Below are 23,344 nucleotides of genomic sequence, written 5' to 3'. Positions count from 1 at the left end.
GATTAATGATCCCGATTTAACAACTGTTCTGCAAAATTTTCTAGTAACTGTGTATTGTAGGGGATTCCGTGGAGGGCTTGAAGCGCTTTCTGGTGTAATTGCGCAAGCTTTACCCGTGCAGCATCCAGACCGAGTAATTGCACATAGGTGCTTTTATTAGTGGCTTGATCTTTACCGTTTGTTTTTCCCAAAGTTTCTGTCGATCCGATCACATCTAAGATGTCATCTTGTACTTGAAACGCCAAGCCTAGCCACGTCGCAAACTGGGTAAAATCAGCATAATATTGTTGTGCCTCGTCGCTACCGGCAAGCACCCCAAGTTGCACTGCTGCGGTGATCAATGCGCCTGTTTTCAACAGGTGAACTTGTTCCAATTCTGGCTCGCTTAACTGCGCATCGGTGGCCGCTAGATCGAGTGCTTGTCCACCGCACATGCCTCTACTACCGCTAGCATGAGCTAATACGCGCAGCATGGCGACGTGGCGCTCAGCTGGTAATTCAGGGGTGTTGCTACTCAGCAATTCAAACGCCAGTGTTTGCAGCGCATCGCCGGCAAGTATCGCCGTCGCTTCGTCAAACGCGCGGTGACATGTGGGTTGACCGCGTCGCAGGTCATCGTTATCCATCGCTGGCAGGTCATCATGTACCAACGAGTAGGCGTGAATACATTCGACGGCCGCGGCGGCATTATCCAGCGCTGACTCTGGTGCATTACAAATGGACCCTACGGTGTAGGTCAGAAAGGGCCGGACCCGTTTGCCACCCAATACCAACGCATGATGCATTGCGGCGTGTAAGTTGCTGGCCGGAGATACACGGGCATCGAGCTGTTGCTCAAGAATGGCATTAATATGCTCTCTTCGCTCGTGTAGCAGGCTGTGCAGTGTCACGAATCGGCCTCGTCGCTCGCATCAGCTGCAAATTCTGTTAGCTCTTCACCATTTTGTTGTTGTAACAGCTGACTTACTTTTTGTTCAGCTTGTTGTAATTTTTGCTGGCTTAAACGTGACAAACGGACGGCTTGTTCAAATTGCTCAAGAGCCTGTTCAAGTGGCAATTCGCCCTGCTCGAGCTTTACCACGATTTGTTCTAATTCCTGAATGGCTTGTTCTAGCGATAAATCACTCATAGCGGCACCTGTTGATATGCGTGGCGCACAAGTTACCCTGATTCCGATGTACCGTCAAATCAGGTATACTAGCGCGTTTTTAAAGTCAAAGAAGTCGTTCATCCATGAAATTTGTTATTCGCTTACATGCCGAGATCACCATAAAGAGCAAAGGTGTTCGAAAACGTTACGGCAAGGTGCTGGTTAGCAACCTAAAAAACATTCTTAAACGCGTCAAAGTTGATGACGCGGCGCCGATAAAAGTGCTCTGGCTTTGGGATCGCATTGAAGTCAATGTCGCAAGTCAAAATCCGTCAGTGGCCGAACAAATCAGTGATGAACTTCAACGCGTTCCTGGCATTGCCTGGTTCAGCCGGTCGCATGAACTACAACTTAACTCCACCAGCGAAGCTGATTTTACTCCGATTTTGCAGCAAGTGCTAAAAACTTGGTCGGCGCATCTTACCGGTCGAAGCTTCGCGGTAAGGGTCAAACGCAAGGGGCAACATGGTTTTCAGTCAATGGATCTCGAACGCTATATCGGCGGCGGTGTCTTGCAAAATGTCCCGGGCACGCGCGTTGAGCTAAGCCGTCCGGATATTGAATTGCGAATTGATATTGATAACGAAACTGTGCGCGTATTTGGCGACAAGCAACAAGGTCTAGGTGGTTTTCCACTGCCGACCCAAGAAACTGTGGTGAGCTTACTGTCTGGTGGCTTTGATTCGAGCGTCGCAAGCTTTCAATTGTTACGCCGGGGTGCGCGCACGCATTTCTGCTTTTTCAATCTTGGCGGCGACCGCCATGAAACCGGTGTACGCCAAACTGCTCATTATCTCTGGCAAACCTACGCCAGTTCGCATCCGCTTAAGTTTATCAGTATCGATTTTGCTCCAGTGGTCGAAGAAATCCTTACGCATGTTGATAATGGTCTGATGGGGGTGGTATTAAAAAGACAGATGTTGCGTACGGCACAAATTGTCGCAAGACGAATTAATGCTAAAGCGCTAGTCACTGGTGAAGCACTTGGGCAGGTATCTAGTCAAACGCTGAGTAACTTAGGTGTTATTGATGAGGCGATTGAGACGCTGGTATTACGACCTCTGATCACCATGGATAAACAAGAAATTATTAATATTGCGGAACGCATTGGTACCGCCGATATTGCTCGAAGCATGCCGGAATATTGTGGCGTTATCTCAATCAAACCAACAGTAAAAGCGCAACGCGATGCAGTGCTTGAAGCAGAAGCTAAACTTGATTCTGACTTACTCCAGCAGGTCGTTCGCGCCGCCAAGGTTGAGGAAGTAAGGCATATTGGTGAAGCCACTGATGCGCAAGTTCAGTCGGTAAGCACAGTGGACGCAGCAAAAGAGGGTGAAGTCATCATCGACATCCGCAGTTTAGACGAGCAAGAAGCTAAACCTTTAAAGCAACTTCCGGATGGTCAGAGGGTGCAAAGCATCCCATTTTTTAAGTTGGCAACAGCCTTTGCTGAATTAGATTCAGAGCAACATTATCTACTTTATTGTGAAAAAGGTGTAATGAGTAAGCTTCAGGCTCTTTACTTACAAGAGCAAGGCTATAACAATGTAGGCGTTTATCAACCTCATCGCGAGGGTTGATGTGGTAACGAACAAGGATCCTCAATGAGTTCGAAAAATTGGGCACGTGTCATCTTTATTGGTTTGCTGATAGTGGTGACCGCAGCGTTTTTGACGCAAATATCAAGTGGAGAACTACCGCGTTTTGAACATCTGGATAAAGTTGTTCATTTTGCCGCGTTCTTTGTCCTCGCCTGGGCTTTCTACCATGCCTTTCCAATTCCTATTTGGGCGGCGTTGTTAGTGCTTACTGGCTATGGTTTGCTGATTGAGTACATTCAGGAAATGTTGCCGTACCGAGATTCAAGTTGGGGTGATTTACTGGCTGACGGTCTTGGCGCCGTGGCCTTTTACTTAATCGCATGGTGGCGCTTCATGCGCCACCGTAAACAACGGGCTAAGACTTCTTCTTCGACTTAGCGTCGGTTTTCTTGCGCTTTTTCTTCTTGGTGCGCTTGCGTGGGTCAGGAAATTTGTATTGCGGTTTCAGTTCCGCATACACGCGACGTTCTATTTTACTGTCCTGATAGCGTTCGATGCGGCCTAATAGATCGGCGTCGTGCGCTTCCACCAGGTTCACCGCAACGCCACTTTTGCCGGCTCGTGCGGTGCGGCCAATACGATGTAAATAGATGTCGGCCTGACGTGGTAAATCATAATTAACCACCAGTTCAACGTCTTCAATATCAAGACCACGTGCGGCGACATCTGTGGCAATAAGCGTGGCGTCGGCAAAAGTCTCCATACGCGCAATAATCTTCTGTCGTTCATCTTGTGGCATATCACCACGTAAGGTTAAGTTTTTAACTTCAGCGCTCCACAGCTTAGCGGATAATTCTTCTACTTTTTCACGGGTACGCACGAAAATCACGCGTCGTCCGGGATAATCTTGCAGCAGTCTTAACAGCAGCTGAAGCTTGTGCTCAGCGGTGTCAGCTTGGTACCAGCGTTGTAATATTTTTCCTTTCTCACGTTTGGGCGGCTGTACCACGACATGTTCTGGTGATTTCTGAATTGCCGCGGAGAAACGCAATACGCCCGGACTTTCTAAGGTCGCCGAGAACAGCAGCGACTGGGTTAAATTCAGCGCTGATTCGGCAATCATTTTTACTGACTCAGTGAATCCCATGTCTAACATGCGATCCGCTTCATCGATAATTAACCATTCAATTTGCTCAAGCTCGCATCGCCCGGCATTGAGTAAGTCAATTAGCCGCCCGGGGGTGGCTACCAGAATATCGTGGGGAGCTTCAAGAAGTTGATGCTGGCTGCCGTAATTGATACCACCGGTAATGAGCACTGAGCGTAAACCTGTGGACTCTTCAAAGGCATCGGCTTGTTCCGCAATCTGCTGCGCCAACTCACGTGTTGGTGCTAAAATAAGCACCCGCGCGCCACCAGCTTGCTGGCGCGGGAAATCAATCAAGTGTTGTAGTGCGGGCAGCAAAAATGCCAAGGTTTTACCCGTACCCGTAGGTGAGTTGACGAGTAAATCCTGCCCCGCTAACGCAAGGGGGATGACAGCTTGTTGCACTTTTGCCGGCTTATTCAGCTCGGCACCAAGCAGTACGTCAATCAGTTCATCATCGAGTTCGAGTTGATCCCAGTCAGGGGTCATGATGTGTTCCTTAGTTCCAAACGATTTGCTTCGTCGGGGTCAGCATGGGCTTTCAATGTCAGCAATTTTATATTAAAGACGATCGATGTGCGATGAAAGTAAGCACATATCGTCTGATTTTTGGTAGTTATGTTGCGTTCCAAGGTGCACAACGGGCGTTAGATTTAGGTACCGACTCGGGGGTGTTGGCAGTAATGCTGGCGCAACGTGAACCGCAGTTGCAGGTAGAAGTGATTGATTTTGATATCGAGGCAGTGCATCAAGCTGCTTAAAACGCAGCGAGCTTACCGGCGAGTTTTACCTCGCCAGTAGGTCGAGACTGACTGATAATCAAAGAGCCAAAACGTCTTTGCCTTGCTTAAAGGTGATATCGACTGGAATATTGGCCGCTGACAAACGATCAAGATCGGCTTGCAGGGTAGTACCAACATTTCCCAGCTCATCAAACAATTGGCCAACTCCCAGATAGTCACCGTCACCCTGTAAGGTTAGGATCTTTTCCGACAGGCTGGTCATGGCGGCACGCATTGCCGCCATATCGACGGCATACAGGCCTTGCTCATTGCGCGTGAAGGCGCCGGCATCAGCAAAGTAGTTAAAGCGAATCATGTTGGCTTTACCGTGGGCGCTTGACGCCCCGAAACGTACCGAACGAAAGATTCCCGCCAAAAATGTAGTGTAGTAGTCTTCCAATTGACCTTCGGTGATCACACCTTTTTCGAGCAGTTGGGTCACCATATAGAGTCCAAGAATGTCAGCTTTACCTTCTTCTAAGGCTGATGCATGTTCTTTTAAAGCCCCGCGCACGGTAGCACTGCCATCAATGGTATTTTTTATACCCAAGCCATGTGCGACTTCATGGAACATGGTATTGGCAAAGAAGGCATCGAAGGTAATGAACCCGCGTTGCTCGGGCACAATAAGCTCATTGGCAATAGGCAGTAAAATTTCATCAAATTTGGCGCGCATTGCATTTTTAAGTTGTAAGCGGCGAGTGCCTTTTTCCAATTGCACCTGTTCATCGTTAGGCAAGTTGATGGCAATGGTCTTACTGCCCGCGTTGGAATGGCCAGCGTAGTAAACCACTTCATAGGCGTTTAGTTGCGCGCCAGAACCTGGCATTTGCGCTTTGTATTCCGCGGCAACCGGTAAACCACGTTGCAGTTCAGGTAAGTACTCTGCATATTTCTCGAGCCGCTCACTCCAGGCTAAATCTTTAATGAGCACGTACGACTCAAACCCAGCGCGATAACCGTAAAGCTGGTCTTCGTAGGTTTCGATGGGGCCCATAACGATATCAATGGCGTTGTCTGTCATTTCCATCCAGGCAAAGTCAGATGCCTGATAGTTGTTACTTTCAAAAGCGTCGGCGCGCAGATTTAGGTAATTTGCGAAACTATCGCTTTGCGCAAGTTGTGCAGCTGCGCGGAGTAATGCCGCAGCGTTGCTAAGTTGTTCAGCATAGGCTTCGTTATAGGGGATAGCATAAAGCTCACCGGCATCATTGCGGCGAACTAACGTATAGAGATCGATCTTACCGGGAAACTCCGCTTGCTCGAATTCTTGCTTAGTCATATCTGCCGGATAAAAGTTTGCACCGGCCGGTTTTGGGCCAACTCCGGTCAGAAATGGCGTGTTGTTGTTGAGCCGATCCCAAGGACCATAATTAATCTCGACAAACTTCCGCACCTTCGGGTCACTAATAGCGTCCAGTAATTGGGTTTTATCGCCGGGGTATGCTTGTCGCCAAAACAGTTTGTCCATAATTTTCGAGGCGTCGATCAGCAAACCGATCATTTTGCGCTGCTCGTTACTAAGCTGGCTGAGATCAGCTGCTAAGTTCACGGGTTGATAGATATCGAGCCGTTGCTCGGCACCCTCGACGAGAGTATGAGCATGTGGTGTTGCAACTTCGCCGTTGGTTGTAGAATTTGTTTGTTGTGGTCCGCAGCCACTCAGAGTGAGTGCTGCCAGCGCGCTTAGCGCGAATGTTTTAGAGAGTTTCATAATGCACCTGTATATGTGGTTCTGACTGAGCTAAACGTTACTAATCTACGCCTATCTGATCACTAAATAAACTAACAAGTTGTGGAAACAATGCGTTGATCTCGCCACCTAACAAGGCAAAGTCAGCGTCAATTTTCTGTTCCGGGGTTGCGTCGACTAATTTATCTTGGTCGTCTAACAGTACGTCGGTTGCTTTGAAGCGTTTAATCGCCATGTCTTGTTCCAGTACCATGGTGATGCGCTCTTGCCATTCAACTGCGAGCTTAGTGACCTGCTTGCCATGGTCCAGATGTGCTGTTATTTGCGGACTGGTCAGTTCGTGATTCTTGCAGCGAATAATACCACCGTCCTCATCGCTGTCACGCAGCTCAGCTTCGTCGCCAAACTCAAATTCGCCGGGCAGGTGACCCTGTTTCAACCACTGGGTAAAATAAAGTTCAGTAGGCTGTTCACTAAACCAGGGTTTTACCGGCAATGATCCAAGGCTGCTACGCATCAAGCCTAAAAAGTCTTCGGCCTGGTTACTGGCGGAAGCATCGACCACGACGATACGATGTTGCATATCGAGCATGCCCCAAGTGAGTTTGAAGCGGGTAAAAGCCTGTGGTAATAGTTGATGAACAAGATCTTCTTTTAATGATTGTTTCTCTTTACCGACCACACGGCGTCCCTGATCGGCTTCAAGCGCTTCGATTTGCTCCTCTAATTGTGCATTAACCACACTTGACGGCAGCACTTTTTCCTCTTTGCGCGCACAGAACAAATAGTGTTGCCCAATTTTATGGAACAACTCCTCACTGCGTGGACCAAACGGAGAGGACCAGCCGAAACTCGCCAACTCACTACGGCCACATGGCTTAAATTGATGCTCCGTAAGCGCTGGCGCTAAATCTTCGGGGAGTTGAAAATCATCAGCTAAGGTATAAATACGCAAATTGCGAAACCACATAACTTCATTCCTTGGTGTTGGCTGTTAAATCTGATTAGCTATCGATAAATTGAATTGGTAATTCAATGTGATAGGAGAGGCCTTCGCCGGGTGCAGATTGCACGGCGATGCTGCCAGTTAAGGTCTGCTCGACCAGATCACGGACGATATGAGTACCAAGCCCACTGCCGCCGCGCTCTCTCCGAGTTGTGAAAAACGGGTCGAACAGGTGTTGCTGTTGGGCTTCGGTCAGCCCTCTTCCGTTATCTTTGTAGTTAATATGCAATACGTCGCCGTGGCGCCGTACAACAAGATGTATTTCACCCTGCTGAATGTCGGTAAACGCATGAATCAACGAGTTTAATACGAGATTAGTAATAATCTGTGCCAGTGCTCCGGCGTTACAGCGGGCGCTAATGTCGTCAGGGCAATCGAGGTGAATTTTATGCTCGGTATTTTTGAAACGTGGGCGTAGTGCTTGTAACACACTTTGGAAATACTGTTTTATATTGATTTCCCGAATCGCGGCCGAGGTTTGGTCAACCGCAACTTGTTTGAAACCATCGAGTAGCTCTGAGGCACGTCCAAGGTTGCTCTCAAGTAAGTTTACCCCTTCGAGACTTGCGCTGAGCAGCTCGCGTAATTGCGCCTCGGTCAATTCTTTGTTTTCTAATGCTTGGTGCATCAAGTCCAGTTTCTCGTGCAACAAACTGGTTGCGGTAATACCTATACCCAGCGGCGTATTGACGTCATGGGTAATACCGGCAACTAAGCGACCTAGCGACGCCAGCTTTTCAGCTTCAATAAGTTGATCTTGCACGCGTTCAAATGCGGTTGCCGACGATTGCAACTGAGTATTGGCCTCGCGTAAATCATCCTCAATCATTTTGCGTTGACGAATTTCGCGTTGGAGTTTTTCTTGGCGCCGTTCCAGCTCGTCTTTGCGTCGTTCGAGATCGGTCAGGACCTGGCTGAGACTCGATGTTTTACGCGCAACTTCCTGTGCTAAAACCGCGTTTTGTTCATCCAGCTGGCGGTTAGCGAGCAGGAGTTGCTGCTGCGTGCGTTTAAGGTCGTCCTGGTAATCCTCGAGATTGTCGAGCAACTGATTATACGCCTGCTCAACCATAGTGAATTCCGCATGCCGATTGTTCTTCATATTAATGCGCGAATGCTCCAGATCATCGAGTCGGAAGTTGCGAATTTGCTGGGTCAACATATTCATCGGTCGGTTCAACATACGATTGAACGCGAGGGTAAATAAGACAATCAAGAAGGTACTCTTAATGATGGCGTTTCCAAAAATAAAATAGAGACTGAATTTTATTCGTTCCAACGCGATGTCGCGGGTAGAAAACAAGGTCACATCACCAACCCGATTCGAATCACCGGCAAATTCAAAAATAATGGATGAGTAGTAGCCAAACAAACCATTACGTTCGGCAATGACAAAATCTTCTATATCTGGGGTTAAATTGAGCGCATTGATGTTCTCTGTCAGCCCGAGTTTAACAATGGTGTCGCTAGATTCATCACGGATCACGATACCGGCAATGGCCGGAATATTGATGAGTCCTTCGGCGATGGCTTCAATTTGTCGATTGTTGTACTCCCACAGCGAACGAGCGAGGGAGTTACTGAAGGTACTTTGTTGGTTTTGTAATTCCTGCACCAGTTGACTTTTGGTGTCGAAATATTCACCCATCACCTGCACACAAGTCACTATCAGTGTAAGTACGAAATACACCGAGAGTACATTGGTTAACAAGGATTTAGAAATACTGGTGGTGCTCGACATTGACTCACTCGCTGTAATAGATGAGCTCAGTTTATCCAAACTACGATGAAGCGCAACCGTAAGACGGAGTAAAGGCGCTGTCATGAAGTGTTCACAATGGCGTCACTTAGCTGTCACAAAGAATCCCTAAAGTGCCATCACGAAAATAAATTTAGCCTTCAATCCAATGGAGAATCTCATGAATCGCACTAAAGCTTTCGCTCTTTCCGCCATTACCGCTTCTTTTATGCTTGCTGGTTGTGGTGGTGATATCAATTTGACCCCAACTTCAATAGATAACTCAACCACTACCAATGGCGGTGGTACTACCGACACCAATAACTGCGCTTCCTATGAAGACGCTGGTGCAACCGTTCGTGGCGAGAAAATTGGCGCGGATTGTGTTTATCCACGTAGCTTCTCGACGCCAGAAAGCCCAATTGTAACTGATATTCGTTTGGTCGAATTACCGGGCGGTGCGCACATTTTCCCTAATGGCCTTTACATCGGTGAGAATGTGCAAGAAACCGCAAGTGCCAACCGCGAAGGTCCTATTTTGACCATCGATGCCGGGGTCACCTTGGCGTTCGAAGATGGCGATTCATTTGTACGCATCTCACGTGGTGCAGACATCATTGCGGAAGGTAATCGTAACGCACCTATTACCTTTACCTCAGTACAAGAAGTAGAAAATGGTGTTAGCAATCCTAACGCGCGCGGTTTATGGGGCGGCGTGGTGATTAATGGCTTTGGTATTTCAAATAAGTGTGATCAGAACGACCTGGCAAACTGCGTATTGCAGGGTGAAGGTGGTGCAGGTTTTTATGGTGGTGATGATAATGCGGATAACTCAGGTATCCTGCGTTACGTGCTGGTCAAATACGCCGGTTATGAAGTTTCTCTTGATAATGAGTTGAACGGTATTACATTCTACGGTGTCGGTTCAGGTACCACCCTTGAGTATATTCAAGTGCACAACAACCTTGACGATGGTATCGAATTCTTCGGCGGTGCGGCGAACGTTAAATACGCAGTATTAACCGGTAACGATGACGATTCGCTTGACTGGGCTGATGGCTGGCAGGGTAACATCCAGTACATTATTACTAAGCATGCTGATGACCGCGCTAACCGAGCTATCGAAGGTGATGGTAATAGCAGTAACAATGCCGCAACGCCGTACTCTAACCCTATCATTGCCAACTTTACTTCTATCGGCTCTTTGACCGCTACCGATGGTTCTGACGAATCTGAAGGCGTGTTGCTTCGTCAAGGTACCCGTGGTGCGTTGTACAACTTCCTGATTACTGATGCGCGCGGCGAATGTTTAGAACTTGACAACGCGGCAACCGTCGCCAACGCAGATGCAGGCACTTTAACCATCGCCAACTCAGCAATTGCTTGTCACGAAAACTTCGCTGACGTACCTACACAAACCTGGTACGAAAACGAAGCTACCAACGTGACCTTAAGTGAGATGGCAACAGTGCTGACCTCTGGTTATGTAACAGCTGCTGATATGACTGATGCATCAGGCGCGCCAGTAACCGTAACTCCAAAAACTGACCTGAGCAGCATCGACCCGTTCTTTGACGATGTTGATTTCATCGGTGCGGTAAGCGAAGACAATGATTGGACAAACGGCTGGACCGTAGGCCTGCGCGACTAATTAAGGAATTGGAGCACAAGGATGTGCAGCTTTTCCCGCTAATTATCAAGTCACGCATACGGAGTTTCCTATGAAAAAGCAGGCTGTATTGACGCAAAGTAAACTGGGCCTCGCGATCGCTCTCGCGTTGTCTGGCTCGATTGCTTACGCGCAGGAATCTGATGCGCAAGCGACGAGCGATAACACCATCGAAGAAGTTGTCACTACCGGAACACGTTTGCAAGGCTCCGCCGCCGCAGTTGTGGAAGAGCGTAAAGCGCAGGCGTTCGTTGCCGACATTCTTGGTGCTGAGCAAATTTCCAGAACCGGCGATAGCGATGCTGCGGCAGCGCTACGGCGTGTTACTGGTTTGACTCTGGTCGATGGTAAATTCATTTATGTTCGGGGTCTTGGTGAACGTTATTCAAGCACTCAGCTCAACGGGGCTTCGGTACCTTCGCCGGACCCGACTCGTAATGTTATTCCGCTGGATATGTTCCCCGCTAGCATTATTGAAAGTATGTCGGTGCAGAAGTCTTATTCACCGGATATGCCAGCCAACTTTGGTGGTGGTAACGTCGATATTCGCACAGTTTCAATTCCCACCGACGAAGTTTTCGATATTTCAGTGGGTACCGGATGGAACACCAATCTATCTGATGATGGTTTGAGCTACAGCGGTGGCGATGACGACTGGATGGGTAAAGATGATGGTACGCGAGCCTTATCAGCTGAGATGCTTTCGGCTTTAGCGCGTTATCAAGAAACCATCAACACCGCGAACATTGCCTCGAGTGACGGTATTTCTACCAGTGAAGCTGCGGCAATCAATCGCCAGCTTGCCACCTCGTTGAATACCCAAAATGAAGTTAATAACAAGTCTTTAAGTCCTGATATTAAAGGTGCCGCGACTTACGGTAATGCTTATGACTTGGGTAGCGATATGACCTTCGGTTTTCTTGCTGGTTTAGATTATGACAATAGCTGGTCAAATCGTGAAGAAACAGAGAAAGTCCTGGGCATAGAAGCTGGTGAAACAACTGTAAACCAAGAGAGTCAAAGTCGCGTTACCACGCAAACTGTTGAACTCAGTGGCATGCTAAATTTCGGTCTTAAGCTGGGTGACTACCATCGTGTGGAAACTTCGACCATATTTTTGCGTAACACTGCAGATCGCGTGGAGCAGGGTGTGGTTGAGACGCCGAACACTATTGATGAAGAGAGTTTAAGTTATCGCGACACCGATATTCGTTATGAGCAACGCGAGTTGTTAACGAATCAGATCCGTGGGTCACATTATTTTCCACAATTTTGGGGATTTGCGTTGGATTGGCAATATGCTGACTCGCGTGCAAGTCGTGACGCACCCGGTGAAGTATTCTATCGTCAAATTAACGATCAGGATTTAGGTGAAGGTATCGGCAATCTGGCTTTTCAGCAAACGCGTACAGCAACAACCTTGCAGTACCAAAAGCTGGAAGATGATGCACAGGATTGGCGTGTCGACGGAGAACTTCCACTGTATCTCGCAGATATGGAAATTTTGTTGAAAGGTGGTGGGCAGCTTTCGAAAAAAGCCCGTTCGTCTTATTCACGTCGATTTGCATTGAGTACTGAACGTGTCGCAAACGAAGAATTAAGCAACGTCGGTTACAACGACTTATTCAGCGACACCAACCTAGCCGATGAGGATTTTGGTTTTGCGCTGTTTGGTGCACCAACAGCAACTGATCCAAACTACTTGGCGGCACAACAGATCGAAGCGGGTTATGGTTTGGCAGACATCACCGTGAACGAGAACTGGCGTGTCAGTGGCGGTTTGCGTTGGGAGCAGTACACGCAAGTTGCCGCGCAGCTTGATCTTAGTAACATGACGATTATCGGAGACGCAGCCGAAGCCGGTCGCATTGAAGATGATGTTTATGGTTCCATCGCAATGACCTATCAGTTGAATGACGAAATGCAGTTGCGCTTCGGTTACGGTAGTACTGTAGTGCGCCCTGACTTACGCGAACTAACGGAAGTTATTTTCGTTGATCCGCTAACCAACTTTAAGGTTCGCGGCAACAGCGACTTGATGACCACAGACATCGACAACTTTGACGTGCGTTGGGAGTGGTACTTACCTGCGGGTGAGAACTACTCAGTGGCAATGTTCTATAAGGATTTAGCTAATCCTATCGAGGCTGTCGAAGCCAAAGGTACGGATTCGGACCGCGTTATCACGTTCTTAAACGGTCAATCGGGTGAAGTTTACGGCTTGGAGTTTGAATTCCTTAAAGACCTGACATCACTTACTAATGGCTTGTTCGTTTCCGGGAACTTAACCTTATCGGATTCAGAGATCAGCATTGCTAATACTGGTAACGTTGAGCTTACCAATAACACCAGACGAATGACTGGCCACTCAAAATACGTGACTAACTTACAGTTGGGTTACGATTCTTTGAATGGTGAGCATAGTGCTTCGTTAATTTATAACGTGGCGGGTGAACGTATAGCCTTTGCTGGAGTTCGAGTGGGGGAAACGGGTATTGATGATGCCTTCGAACAACCTTTCCATAGTCTCGATTTGGTGTACACCTACTACCCGGACTTTAACTCAAATGTGAAGTTAAAGGTTCAGAATATGCTGGGTGACGACGTTGAAATCGAACAAAATGGTCGATTGATTCAAACGCGCAGTGTTGGGACTGGAATTAGTCTTGAATACAGCTACTCTTTTTAACAAAGCTGTTGCTGAGTATAAAACGGGAGCTTCGGCTCCCGTTTTTTGTTATACAATAGGAAAAACAAAAGCGTTGTTGGTTATTCGCGGTTAGCTGTTCGTTTAACAGCAACAGCGAATAGCTAACATCAAAGATCGAACAACGGATAACGAGAAACGACCTTTTATGCAAGATGTGCAAGAAAAACTAGAACAAGCCCAGAGCTGGCTGGTCGAACGACCCGACATGAATTCATTAGTTAAGTTAACGTTGCTACTAGTTGGTGCCTGGATTGCGAATTTTGTGGTCAAAAAAATTCTGCTGCGCGGCTTACTGCGGATCCTAAGTTACACCCCCGCAGGAAAAGACCGACGCGCAATTGAAAGTAATATTGTCGCGCGTCTCGCTAATGTGATTCCTGCGCTGGTGATTTCCTTCGGTATTACTTCGGTGCCGAACCTTTCTGACGAACTGACCATTATTGTTACCAATGTCTGTTACGCCTTCATCGTGATCACCATCGCGCGGGCGATTAGCGGTACTCTAACTATCGTTAATACACTTTATGAACGCCACCCTGAGGCGTACGAGCGGCCGATTAAAGGCTATATCCAAGTCGCCAAAATTGTGATCTACGTCGTTGCGAGCATCTTGATGGTCGCAGTGCTGATCGATAAATCCCCAGTCATACTGCTCTCTGGCTTAGGTGCCATGGCTGCAGTTTTAATGTTGGTATTCCAGGATACTTTGTTGAGTTTGGTGGCGAGTGTACAGATCACTTCGAATGATATTATTCGGGTCGGTGACTGGGTGGAAATGCCTAACCTTAATGCCGATGGCGATGTTATCGATATTGCCCTACACCAGGTGAAAGTACAGAACTGGGATAAGACCATTACTTTTATCCCTACCCGACGTTTTATCTCTGATTCTTTTAAAAACTGGCGCGGTATGCAAGAGGCCGGTGGGCGGCGGATCAAACGTAGCCTGCTACTCGATCAGCAGAGTATTCATTTCCTAACCGATGACGAATTGAAAGCGCTAAAACGTTTTCGCTTATTGAAAAACTACCTGCAAACCAAACAGCAGGAGATTGATGATTGGAATCAGCAGTTGAAAGATGAAGGCAAAGAACCCGTCAACACCCGCCGTGTTACCAACATTGGTACCTTTCGCGCGTACATTTTGCAGTATCTGCAAAACCATTCAAAAGTGCATCAGGAAATGACCATGATGGCACGACAACTTAATCCTACGTCAGACGGCTTGCCGATCGAGGTTTATTGTTTTACCAATACCATTGCGTGGACCGAGTATGAGGGGATTCAATCGGATATTTTTGATCATCTGTTATCTATTTTGCCGGAATTTGGTTTACGTGTATTCCAGCATCCAAGCGGCCTCGATATGCGCGAAATGACACGAAACTTACACGAAAGTGGCACAAAAAATTCATCATGACACAAAACTGACATAAACCAGTCACCAAGCTGTCACACAACTGACGTATCTTGCACATCATCATTCACAACGTGTGCAAGGTGTTTCCATGAAACAATGTTTCGCTCGCACGCTCGTACTCGCCGGTCTTTTGGCGAGTACCAGTGCAGTTGCCCAACAACAAGCGCTTGAGCCGGTGGTTGATGCCGCCAATGAAATCAATCAAGTCGCTCGTTCGTCACAACTTACCGTCGATAAAATAGCCGATACTACGCAAGAACGGCTACAGCAGTTCAAGCAAATTAGCCGCCAAATCGAAGGTTTGGAAGTTTATGTGCAGCAACTGCAACGCCAAATCGACTTCCAGCAGCAAGAAAAATCGGAATTAAACGCGTCCATTGACGAAGTCAGTGTGGTCGAGCGCCAAATCACTCCGCTTATGTTGCGTATGATTGATAGCCTTGACACTTTCGTGAATCTCGACGTTCCCTTCCTACCCAATGAGCGTGAAAATCGCATCATGAGTCTTAACGACCTGATGGACCGCGCGGATGTCGACGTTTCTGAGAAATTCCGTCGGGTTATGGAAGCCTACCAAATCGAAGCGGATTACGGTCGTTCTATCGAAGCCTACAACGGCGAGATGCAAGTGGCGGGACAGCTGCAAGACGTCGAATTTTTGCGCGTGGGACGCACGGTGTTGATTTATAAAACGCGTGATGGTGAAACCATGGGTGTTTGGAATCAAGCGGAACGTGAATGGCAAGCTTTAGATTCTGGTTATCGCAGTAGCGTTCAGGAAGCACTACGCATTGCCCGCAAGCAGCTCGCCCCCGACTTATTGATGTTGCCGGTATTCACTAACTCTACGGCAGGAGAGTAACCCATGTTGAAATTTAAACATTGCATCGCCGCGTTGGCACTCGTGTTTGCGGCACCGGCGATGAGCCAAGAACCCGTCAACCTCGACCAACTTTTGCAACAACTGAAACAAGGCAAATTTGCCCAATCGCAAGCTAACGAAGAACGTGAAGCGCGTTTTCGAGCTGAGGCCGAGCAACAACAGCAAATCTTGCGTGAAGCCATCGCTAAACGTGATCAACTTGAACAAGCCAGTGCTCGTCTTGAGGGTCAGTTTGAAGGCAATGAGCGCGATTTAGCCGCGTTGGAAGATGCACTGACCCAACGCATGGGGTCACTAAAAGAACTCTTCGGGGTGCTGCAGCAGGTTGCGAGCGACACCGCTAGCAACCTACGGAATTCCTATGTATCCGTAGAGTTTCCTGGACGCAGTGATGCGCTGAGTGATTTGGCACAGAAAATGGGCTCCAGTTCCAAGCTCGCAACTATTGACGAAATTGAATCGGTGTGGTTTGCGCTACAGCAGGAAATGACCGAGTCAGGCAAGGTAAGTGAGTTCTCGACTGAAATCACATTGGCCAACGGTGAGAAAGCAACGAAGCCTGTGATTCGGGTGGGTACCTTCAATATGGTCGCTGATGGTAAGTACTTAGAGCTGATTCCAGGCACAGATGCCGTTGCCGAACTGGTCCGTCAGCCCGGCAGTCGCTACCTGAATACCGCTGAAACGCTGGCGCAAAGTAACGAAAACCCAGTACGTTTTGGTCTTGATCCAACCGGCGGTTCGATTCTGGGTTTGTTAGTGCAAGCGCCTGGTTTAAAAGAGCGTATCGACCAAGGTTCAACGGTAGGTTATATCATTCTTGCTTTGGGCGTCATCGGTCTACTCATCGCCTTGGAGCGTTTCGTTAGCTTGACCTTAATGGGCGGTAAAGTAAAACGTCAATTGAAGAACGACAAAGCACAGCAGGATAATCCTTTGGGTCGCGTCATGGCGGTGAAAGATAAGTATCCACAGGCGGATACCGAAACCTTGGAATTAAAGCTTAGTGAAGCGATCTTGCGCGAGGTTCCGAGTATTACCCGCAACCTGACTTTCATTAAAATCATCTCAGTGGTTGCACCTTTGTTAGGTCTACTCGGTACTGTTACCGGTATGATCAATACGTTCCAGGCAATCACTTTGTTTGGCACCGGTGATCCGAAACTGATGGCCGGCGGCATTTCGCAGGCATTGGTAACTACGGTGCTGGGCCTGGTGGTTGCGATTCCAATGACGCTTTTATTCGCCACCCTGAATACGCGTAGCAAAAATCTCGTTCACGTATTGCAAGAGCAGGCGTCGGGCATCATTGCGGAGCGCTCTGAGCGGGGGCACTAATCATGGTGTTCTTTATCGACTTTTACAGTGCGATTCAGGACTTTGTGGAGACTGGTGGTCAGGTGCTCCTGATTATCGGCATCCTGATTTTCATCATGTGGTTGATGATTCTGGAACGCATTTTTTACTACACCCGTAAGCATCAGCAAGAGAAGCGTCGGGTGTTACAGAAGTGGAAGGCTCGGGACGACAAATCATCATGGAATGCCGAGCAAATTCGGCAGGCCATGATTTCACGAGTTTCCATTGCTTTGGGCGGTCAACTGCCGATATTGCAGGCACTGGTTGCGCTGTGTCCATTGCTGGGTTTGATGGGCACAGTGACTGGCATGATTGAAGTCTTCGATGTGATGGCGGTGGCTGGCACGGGTAATGCGCGTTCAATGGCCGCTGGGGTATCAAAAGCAACTATTCCAACCATGGCCGGCATGGTCGGCGCGTTATCTGGAGTATTTGCGACAACCTGGCTGCAACGCACAGCAAAGCGCGAGCGACTCAAGCTTGAAGACCGCATGCTAATGGAACACCACTAGAGGGCATTAAGATGAAACAACATTTTGCTAATTTGATTGACGAAGAAGAAACGCAAATTGATATGACGCCCATGCTTGATGTGGTGTTCATTATGCTTATCTTTTTCATTGTTACGGCCAGCTTCGTGAAAGAGGCCGGGATTGATGTCAACCGCCCAGAAGCCGCAACCGCAGTGCAAAAAGATCGGGCCAATATCTTAGTGGCTATCAGTGATACCGGTGAGATCTGGATCAATAAACGACAAGTCGATGTGCGGGCAGTACAGGCCAACATTGAGCGTTTGTATGCAGAGAATCCGCAAGGCTCACTGGTGATTCAGGCAGATAAAAAATCTACCACTGAGACCCTGATAAAAGTTATGGACGCCGCGCGAGCCGCAGGTGTCTTTGATGTCTCGATCGCCGCGCAGGAAGAGTAAAGCCCATGCGTTTCTTAGCAGCACTTGCCGTTGCCGCCGTAGTGACATTGGGTTTGTTTTACCTGATGCAGTCGTTGATCGCTGGCGGTCAAGGCGCAATGACCGAACCACCTAAGGGCAGTGTGTTGGACTTTGTCCGCGTGAAACCTGAAGAAGTGGTACAAGAAAAAGACCGTAAGCCCGAACGTCCGCCAGAACCAGAAGCGCCACCGCCGGACATGCCAACCCCGCAGATGGATAGCAGTGAACTAGCACCGGAAGGCAGTAGTTATGATTTTTCTGCTACGGCACAAGCGGATACAGGCCTTGGTGGTGGCATGAATTTAGATGCCAGTGACGGTGAATACCTGCCCATAGTGAAGGTGCAGGCCGCTTATCCTCGTCGCGCTCTGCAACGAGGGATCGAAGGCTATGTAGTGGTGGAGTTTACGGTAACCCGGCAAGGCACCGTGCGCGACCCGCGGGTAGTTGAAGCACAGCCAGAACAGATTTTCGATCAGGCCGCTATGGACGCCGTCCTGAAGTTTAAATACAAACCTCGCGTAGTTAATGGTGAAGCTGTCGAAGTAGAAGGCGTGCAAAACCGAATTACGTTCGAGATTGATGGCTAGGAGAATGGCAATGCGTAAACTAATGGTACTTATTGGATGGGTTTTGATCAGCCAGTTTGTGCATGACGCGGTAATCGCTCAAGAAAGTAAGCGGGTACCGGCATTGCGTGAACAGGTTTATAGCCAGTTGGCGCGGGCGCAAGAACTTGCCGATGCCGGCGATGTCGATGCCGGACTGAGGGCATTGAAAAACATCGAGGCCAAGTCGGGAAGTATGAACAGTTACGAACGCGCGATGTTATGGAATTTTTACGGTTACATGCATTACGGCAAAGATCGAGTGGCGGAAGCTGTGCGTTATTTTGACAAAGTCGTACAAGAAGACCCGATCCCTGATGCATTAAAGCAAAATACGCTATTTAGTTTGGCGCAGCTAGCATTAGGTCAAGGTGATTACGCGCAAACACTCGACTACCTGACACGTTGGGAAATAGTGGTGGGTGATGAGCAGGCAACTAAAGCGGATGTTCTACGCGCTCAGGCTCTTTATCAAAAAGGTGATTATCAACAAGCATTAGCACCGATTAAACGGGCAATACAAGCGGCTCAAGCTAATGGTGAGTCAGGCGACGAGAACTGGTACGTACTGCAGCGAGCGATCCATTATGAACTGGAGCAGACCGAAGCGGTGGCGGCTGTGCTTGAGCAAATGATCAAGCATTTCAATAAACCTGACTACTGGATCCAGTTGGCCGGGGTTTATGGCCAACTCGGTAAAGATGAGCAACAGTTAGCAATGCTGGAAGCTGCTTACCAGCAAGGTTTCCTGACCAAAGGCCAGGATTTACAGATGCTGGTACAAAGTTATTTCTTTGGCGGCGTGCCGTATAAAGCGGGTCAGATTATGGAACAAGCGATTCAGCAAGGTAAATTGACCGCTGATTTACGCAACTTAAAACTACTCGCACAAAGTTGGATTGCCGCAAGAGAAACAGATAAAGCTGTCGCGGCTCTGCAACAAGCCGCTGACTTGAGTAACGATGGCGAATTAGACGCACAGCGGGCGCAAGTTTTGTTAAATTCGGAACGCTACAATGAAGCCATCAGTGCAGCCCAGACCGCGCTTGCCAAAGGTAACCTGGAAAAACCAGGCACCATGCACTTAGTCATTGGTATGGCTGAACTTGAGCAAGAGAATTATAATCCTGCGTTACAGGCCTTTGCGAAAGCCAAAGCTTTCGAAGAAGCGCGTAAGGCAGCGTTGCAGTGGGAACGTTTTGCCACCTCAGAAAAAGAGCAGGCAGAGCGGATGAAACAACTGCAATCGTCATAAAAGCGACATCAGATAGAAATAAAAAGTTTATCTAATCGACAAAAAACTGTCATACAGTCATGAAACTGTCATAAAGTTGCAATATGCTATGCGCGCTTGAGTGGTAAATCGACCGCTCGATCCCAAATTCAGCTAGTGCAGGTGACCTTTATGACTTTTAAACATGTGGCTATAATGATGCTTCCGATGGCAGTACTCAGTGCTCCAGTAGTGGCTCAAAACAATAGTGAAGACCCTAAGATAAGCTTTGATTTTTATGGTAAAGCGAATGTTTCGTTGCAAAGCAACGATAACGGCGCTGGCAGTGATACTGAGTTAGAAAGCAATGCGTCACGCATTGGCGTGAAGGGTGGCAGTAAGATCAGCGACGACCTCGAAGTGATCTATCAGCTTGAATGGCAGGTCGACCTTGCGGACTTAGGTGGCGATGATAATTTGAAATCGCGTAACCAATTCGTCGGGTTGCGGGGCAACTTTGGTGAACTTACCGTGGGCCGTCGTGACACGGTATTAAAAACCATTCAAGGCGATATTGACCAGTTCAACGACTACGCTGCCGACGTAAAAGGTTTGTTTGAAGGTGAGAATCGCACCAGCAACACTATCTCTTACTACTCGCCAAGCTTTCATCATTTTCGCGTTGCCGGTAGTTGGGTGTTAAGCGAAGGTGATACTCAGGATGACGGCTATTCATTGGCTTTAACATACGGCGACGAAGGGCTGGACGATACCGGATACTATTTTGGTGCAGCAATGGACCGCGATGTTGACGGCTATGATGTCGAACGGCTGGTCGGCTATACCAAAGTGCAAGACACTATGTTTGGTCTCATGTGGCAACAACAAGAGCGCGTCGATGGTACCGCTGAAGCTGATGGTTTTGTTGCCAGCATTGAACAACCTTGGGGCGACTTTAGTTTCAAGGCGCAATACCAAATCATGGACTTTATCGACGGTGAAGACGATGCATTTTCATTTGGTGTTGATTACAAGCTGGCAAAGGGTACTAAATTATACACTTGGTATACCGGTCGTGACCGTGAAACCATTGAAGCTGAACAGCGTTATATCGCCGTGGGTATTGAGCACAAGTTTTAAGCGGTGCTACTGGACTAAAGTGTGAGTTTTATCCGCAGGCAAAGCTAGGTAAACTATCGCCATCATTTAATTAGTAGAAACTTGATGGCGAACTTTCTCTTTATTGCTGGCTACGTCGTAATTGGCTTATTGCTTCGACGTAGTCGGCAGTTTCCCCAAAATACCGGCCAAATTCTCAACGCTTACGTTATCTATGTGGCGTTACCAGCGGTGGTATTGCAGAAAATCCCGTTGCTGACGTTTGGTAAAGAACTGCTTTACCCGGCCTTAATGCCATGGTTGCTATTGGTTTTAACGGTGCCCCTGGTGCTCGCACTGGCACGCTGGCGTGATTGGTCGCGGGCGACCACCGGCGCGATGTTAATAGTCATTCCGCTGGGCAATACTTCGTTCGTTGGTTTTCCGATGATTGAAGCATTTTTTGGGCCTGAAGGCATTCCTTATGCATTGCTTTATGACCAGCTCGGGTCGTTCTTTATCCTGTCAATTTACGCCACCATCATCGCCGCGATCTACAGTCAGACCGAGGGTGAGCCAGCGCAGCGGCCATCTATCGGCACCATAGTTTGGAAGATTTTGCGGTTTCCCCCTTTCGTGGCACTCATCGCTGCCTTTGTGTTGCGAGACTTCAGTTATCCGCAAGTGCTTAAACAGTTCATTGATTCGCTGGCCATTACCTTGGTGCCGGTGATCATGGTCGCCGTCGGTTTTCAGTTGCGCTTTCGGCTGCCCCAGGAAGACCGCGGGCCACTCGGCTGGGCTCTGGGTATTAAGCTGGGCTTAACGCCGCTGGTGGCATTGTTGATTCTGATGGGCTTCGGGCTGGATCAACTGGCGGTGCAGGTGACTATTATGGAAGCCGCGATGCCTGCCATGATCTCTGCTGGCGCCCTGGCAATTATGGCCGGGCTGGCACCGACGTTGTCGGCCGCTGTGGTCGGCTATGGCGTGCTGCTTTGTTTTGTCACCTTGCCTTTTTGGTATTTTATTCTGCAGCGTCTGCAGACGTTTTTTTAGCGCGAAACTCGCCTTCCGCCACTTTCACGGTAAAACTCTCATCTACAGCTAATTGAGCAGGATGACGAATCAGTTCACCCTGCTCATTGCGCACCACGGCGTAGCCCCGAGCTATGGTTTGCAACGGGCTAACGATCTGCAGATTTTGTAAGGTCGCAGCATGCTTTTGTTGCCATACTTTCAGCGTTTGCCGCATGGCCTGACTGTTACGGGTTTTAAGTTGCTCCAGTTGCTGGCGTAAGGTTGTCATTTGCCGCTGTGGGTGCAGTGCCTGCAAACGTTGCGCGGTGCCCGAGAGGCGCTGTTGGGTTTGCCGCTGAGTGCGCTGCAGTGCAGCTGCGGCACGCGCATAAAGTTCGTCTACCCGCTGGCTATTTTGTTGCAAGCGCCGTTGCGGGTGTTGTTGCTGCAAGCGGTTCTGCCAATGCTGTAAAGTTTGCTGTAAAAAGCTTCGCTGACGTTGCCAATGCTGGCGCAACCGATGATCTAATTGTAATAGCCGTTGTAACACTTCGCGCTGATCACGACTCACCAGCTCTGCCGCTGCGGATGGTGTAGGTGCTCGCACATCAGCAACATAATCAGCAATGGTGAAATCAACTTCGTGACCGACCGCACTAATTAACGGCAGCGGACAACTGTGTAGTGCATGAGCAAGTCGCTCATCGTTAAAGCACCACAGGTCTTCGAGGGAGCCGCCACCGCGGGAAATAATGAGCACATCTACCTCGTTGCGGGCACAGGCCCGTTGTAAGGCAAACAATAAGTCATTGGCAGCACTCTGACCTTGTACTGCACTTGGGTAGATGATGACTTCAACACTGGGATCACGGCGCTTCAATACTGCCAATATGTCGCGTATGGCTGCGCCCGTTGGCGATGTTATAACGCCAACCCGGCGAATTTCGGCAGGCAATGACTGCTTATGCTCTGCGGCAAATAATCCCTCGGCCTGCAATTTGCGCTTCAGTTGCTCGTAGCGCTGCTGTAACAAACCAGCGCCGGCGTCTTCCATGTGCTCAATAATCAACTGGTAGTCGCCACGTGGTTCGTAGACGGTAAGTTTGGCGCGCACCAGCACCTGCATGCCGTGTTGCGGACGCACTTTAGCGCGTTGATTGGCATTGCGGAACATCGCCGCCTTAATTTGCGCACCCTCATCTTTAAGGGTGAAATACCAATGCCCAGAACCTGGCGCAGCAAAGTTTGAAATTTCACCAATCAACCAAATTGAGCCAAAACCACGCTCAAGTACTTGACGCACTTCGGCATTTAATTGGGTAACGGTGAATATTGCTGCTTCGGTCATGTTA

20 protein-coding genes and 1 pseudogene are annotated in these 23,344 nt (G+C 48.6%); 14 read left to right on the top strand and 7 right to left on the bottom strand.

All coding sequences use genetic code 11. The annotated features are described in order from the left end of the window. Window positions 1-2: 2 nt before the first annotated feature. The gene (ispA, locus tag ACQ5ES_RS07900) at window positions 3-890 is read right to left on the bottom strand and encodes a (2E,6E)-farnesyl diphosphate synthase (RefSeq protein WP_445015594.1); all 888 of its coding nucleotides are present in this window, start codon (window positions 888-890) and stop codon (window positions 3-5) included. Then, the gene (gene xseB, locus ACQ5ES_RS07895; RefSeq protein WP_445015592.1) at window positions 887-1,129 is read right to left on the bottom strand and encodes an exodeoxyribonuclease VII small subunit; all 243 of its coding nucleotides are present in this window, start codon (window positions 1,127-1,129) and stop codon (window positions 887-889) included. Before xseB ends, ispA begins: the two co-directional genes overlap by 4 nt. Window positions 1,130-1,233: 104 nt before the next feature. Here xseB and thiI point away from each other — a divergent pair, with 104 nt between their 5' ends. Beyond that, window positions 1,234-2,733, top strand: a complete 1,500-nt coding sequence (gene thiI, locus ACQ5ES_RS07890) for a tRNA uracil 4-sulfurtransferase ThiI (protein ID WP_445015590.1) — start codon at window positions 1,234-1,236, stop codon at window positions 2,731-2,733. 24 nt (window positions 2,734-2,757) lie between these two features. Next, window positions 2,758-3,132, top strand: coding sequence for a VanZ family protein (locus tag ACQ5ES_RS07885; RefSeq protein WP_445015588.1), 375 nt, complete (start codon window positions 2,758-2,760; stop codon window positions 3,130-3,132). Window positions 3,133-3,178: 46 nt separating this feature from the next. Here ACQ5ES_RS07885 and srmB read toward each other — a convergent pair. Then, window positions 3,179-4,330 (bottom strand): annotated as a pseudogene (gene srmB, locus ACQ5ES_RS07880) (ATP-dependent RNA helicase SrmB); the annotation flags it as partial. A gap of 92 nt (window positions 4,331-4,422) precedes the next feature. Between srmB and ACQ5ES_RS07875 the strand changes: the two are divergent. Beyond that, entirely contained in the window at window positions 4,423-4,602 is a 180-nt protein-coding gene (locus ACQ5ES_RS07875) for a methyltransferase (protein ID WP_445015586.1), read from the top strand. A 58-nt stretch (window positions 4,603-4,660) separates the two neighbouring features. On the opposite strand, the gene ACQ5ES_RS07870 is transcribed toward ACQ5ES_RS07875, so the two are convergent. The 3 genes from ACQ5ES_RS07870 to ACQ5ES_RS07860 are packed head-to-tail and all read right to left on the bottom strand — an operon-like array spanning window position 4,661 to window position 9,147. After that, window positions 4,661-6,337, bottom strand: a complete 1,677-nt coding sequence (locus ACQ5ES_RS07870; RefSeq protein ID WP_445015584.1) for a DUF8614 domain-containing protein — start codon at window positions 6,335-6,337, stop codon at window positions 4,661-4,663. 40 nt (window positions 6,338-6,377) lie between these two features. Further along, on the bottom strand, window positions 6,378-7,286 hold the full coding sequence (gene rdgC / locus ACQ5ES_RS07865; protein ID WP_445015582.1) for a recombination-associated protein RdgC: 909 nt from the start codon (window positions 7,284-7,286) through the stop codon (window positions 6,378-6,380). A gap of 34 nt (window positions 7,287-7,320) precedes the next feature. Further along, window positions 7,321-9,147 (bottom strand): sensor histidine kinase, encoded by a 1,827-nt coding sequence (locus ACQ5ES_RS07860; RefSeq protein ID WP_445015580.1) that lies wholly within the window; start codon window positions 9,145-9,147, stop codon window positions 7,321-7,323. Window positions 9,148-9,241: 94 nt separating this feature from the next. Between ACQ5ES_RS07860 and ACQ5ES_RS07855 the strand changes: the two genes are divergently transcribed. The 11 genes from ACQ5ES_RS07855 to ACQ5ES_RS07805 all read left to right on the top strand — a co-directional run bounded on the left by ACQ5ES_RS07855 (window position 9,242) and on the right by ACQ5ES_RS07805 (window position 22,031). Further along, the gene (locus ACQ5ES_RS07855; protein WP_445015578.1) at window positions 9,242-10,711 is read left to right on the top strand and encodes a beta-helix domain-containing protein; all 1,470 of its coding nucleotides are present in this window, start codon (window positions 9,242-9,244) and stop codon (window positions 10,709-10,711) included. 70 nt (window positions 10,712-10,781) lie between these two features. Next, window positions 10,782-13,418, top strand: coding sequence for a TonB-dependent receptor domain-containing protein (locus ACQ5ES_RS07850; protein WP_445015576.1), 2,637 nt, complete (start codon window positions 10,782-10,784; stop codon window positions 13,416-13,418). Window positions 13,419-13,584: 166 nt separating this feature from the next. Beyond that, on the top strand, window positions 13,585-14,859 hold the full coding sequence (locus ACQ5ES_RS07845) for a mechanosensitive ion channel family protein (protein ID WP_445015574.1): 1,275 nt from the start codon (window positions 13,585-13,587) through the stop codon (window positions 14,857-14,859). A gap of 88 nt (window positions 14,860-14,947) precedes the next feature. Further along, window positions 14,948-15,721 carry a DUF3450 domain-containing protein gene (locus ACQ5ES_RS07840; RefSeq protein WP_445015572.1) on the top strand — a complete coding sequence of 258 codons (774 nt, stop codon included), beginning with the start codon at window positions 14,948-14,950 and terminating at the stop codon, window positions 15,719-15,721. Between the two features lie 3 nt (window positions 15,722-15,724). Then, window positions 15,725-17,080 carry a MotA/TolQ/ExbB proton channel family protein gene (locus ACQ5ES_RS07835; protein WP_445015570.1) on the top strand — a complete coding sequence of 452 codons (1,356 nt, stop codon included), beginning with the start codon at window positions 15,725-15,727 and terminating at the stop codon, window positions 17,078-17,080. 2 nt (window positions 17,081-17,082) lie between these two features. Next, the gene (locus tag ACQ5ES_RS07830; RefSeq protein ID WP_445015568.1) at window positions 17,083-17,613 is read left to right on the top strand and encodes a MotA/TolQ/ExbB proton channel family protein; all 531 of its coding nucleotides are present in this window, start codon (window positions 17,083-17,085) and stop codon (window positions 17,611-17,613) included. A gap of 11 nt (window positions 17,614-17,624) precedes the next feature. After that, window positions 17,625-18,032 carry an ExbD/TolR family protein gene (locus ACQ5ES_RS07825; protein ID WP_445015566.1) on the top strand — a complete coding sequence of 136 codons (408 nt, stop codon included), beginning with the start codon at window positions 17,625-17,627 and terminating at the stop codon, window positions 18,030-18,032. A 5-nt stretch (window positions 18,033-18,037) separates the two neighbouring features. Continuing rightward, a complete protein-coding gene (locus ACQ5ES_RS07820) occupies window positions 18,038-18,643 on the top strand; it encodes an energy transducer TonB (protein WP_445015564.1) in 606 nt (201 codons plus the stop codon). A gap of 10 nt (window positions 18,644-18,653) precedes the next feature. Beyond that, the gene (locus tag ACQ5ES_RS07815) at window positions 18,654-19,916 is read left to right on the top strand and encodes a tetratricopeptide repeat protein (RefSeq protein WP_445015562.1); all 1,263 of its coding nucleotides are present in this window, start codon (window positions 18,654-18,656) and stop codon (window positions 19,914-19,916) included. A gap of 150 nt (window positions 19,917-20,066) precedes the next feature. Beyond that, window positions 20,067-21,014 (top strand): porin, encoded by a 948-nt coding sequence (locus ACQ5ES_RS07810; RefSeq protein ID WP_445015560.1) that lies wholly within the window; start codon window positions 20,067-20,069, stop codon window positions 21,012-21,014. An 84-nt stretch (window positions 21,015-21,098) separates the two neighbouring features. Further along, a complete protein-coding gene (locus ACQ5ES_RS07805) occupies window positions 21,099-22,031 on the top strand; it encodes an AEC family transporter (RefSeq protein WP_445015558.1) in 933 nt (310 codons plus the stop codon). Here the strand turns inward: ACQ5ES_RS07805 and xseA are convergent. After that, a complete protein-coding gene (xseA, locus tag ACQ5ES_RS07800) occupies window positions 22,000-23,340 on the bottom strand; it encodes an exodeoxyribonuclease VII large subunit (protein ID WP_445015556.1) in 1,341 nt (446 codons plus the stop codon). The two genes, ACQ5ES_RS07805 and xseA, sit on opposite strands and share 32 nt — an antisense overlap. Window positions 23,341-23,344 lie beyond the last annotated feature (4 nt).

The organism is Pseudidiomarina xizangensis, assembly GCF_052541995.1.
The sequence above is the reverse complement of the archived record's forward strand: the minus strand, read 5'-3'. Positions and strand labels throughout refer to the sequence as shown.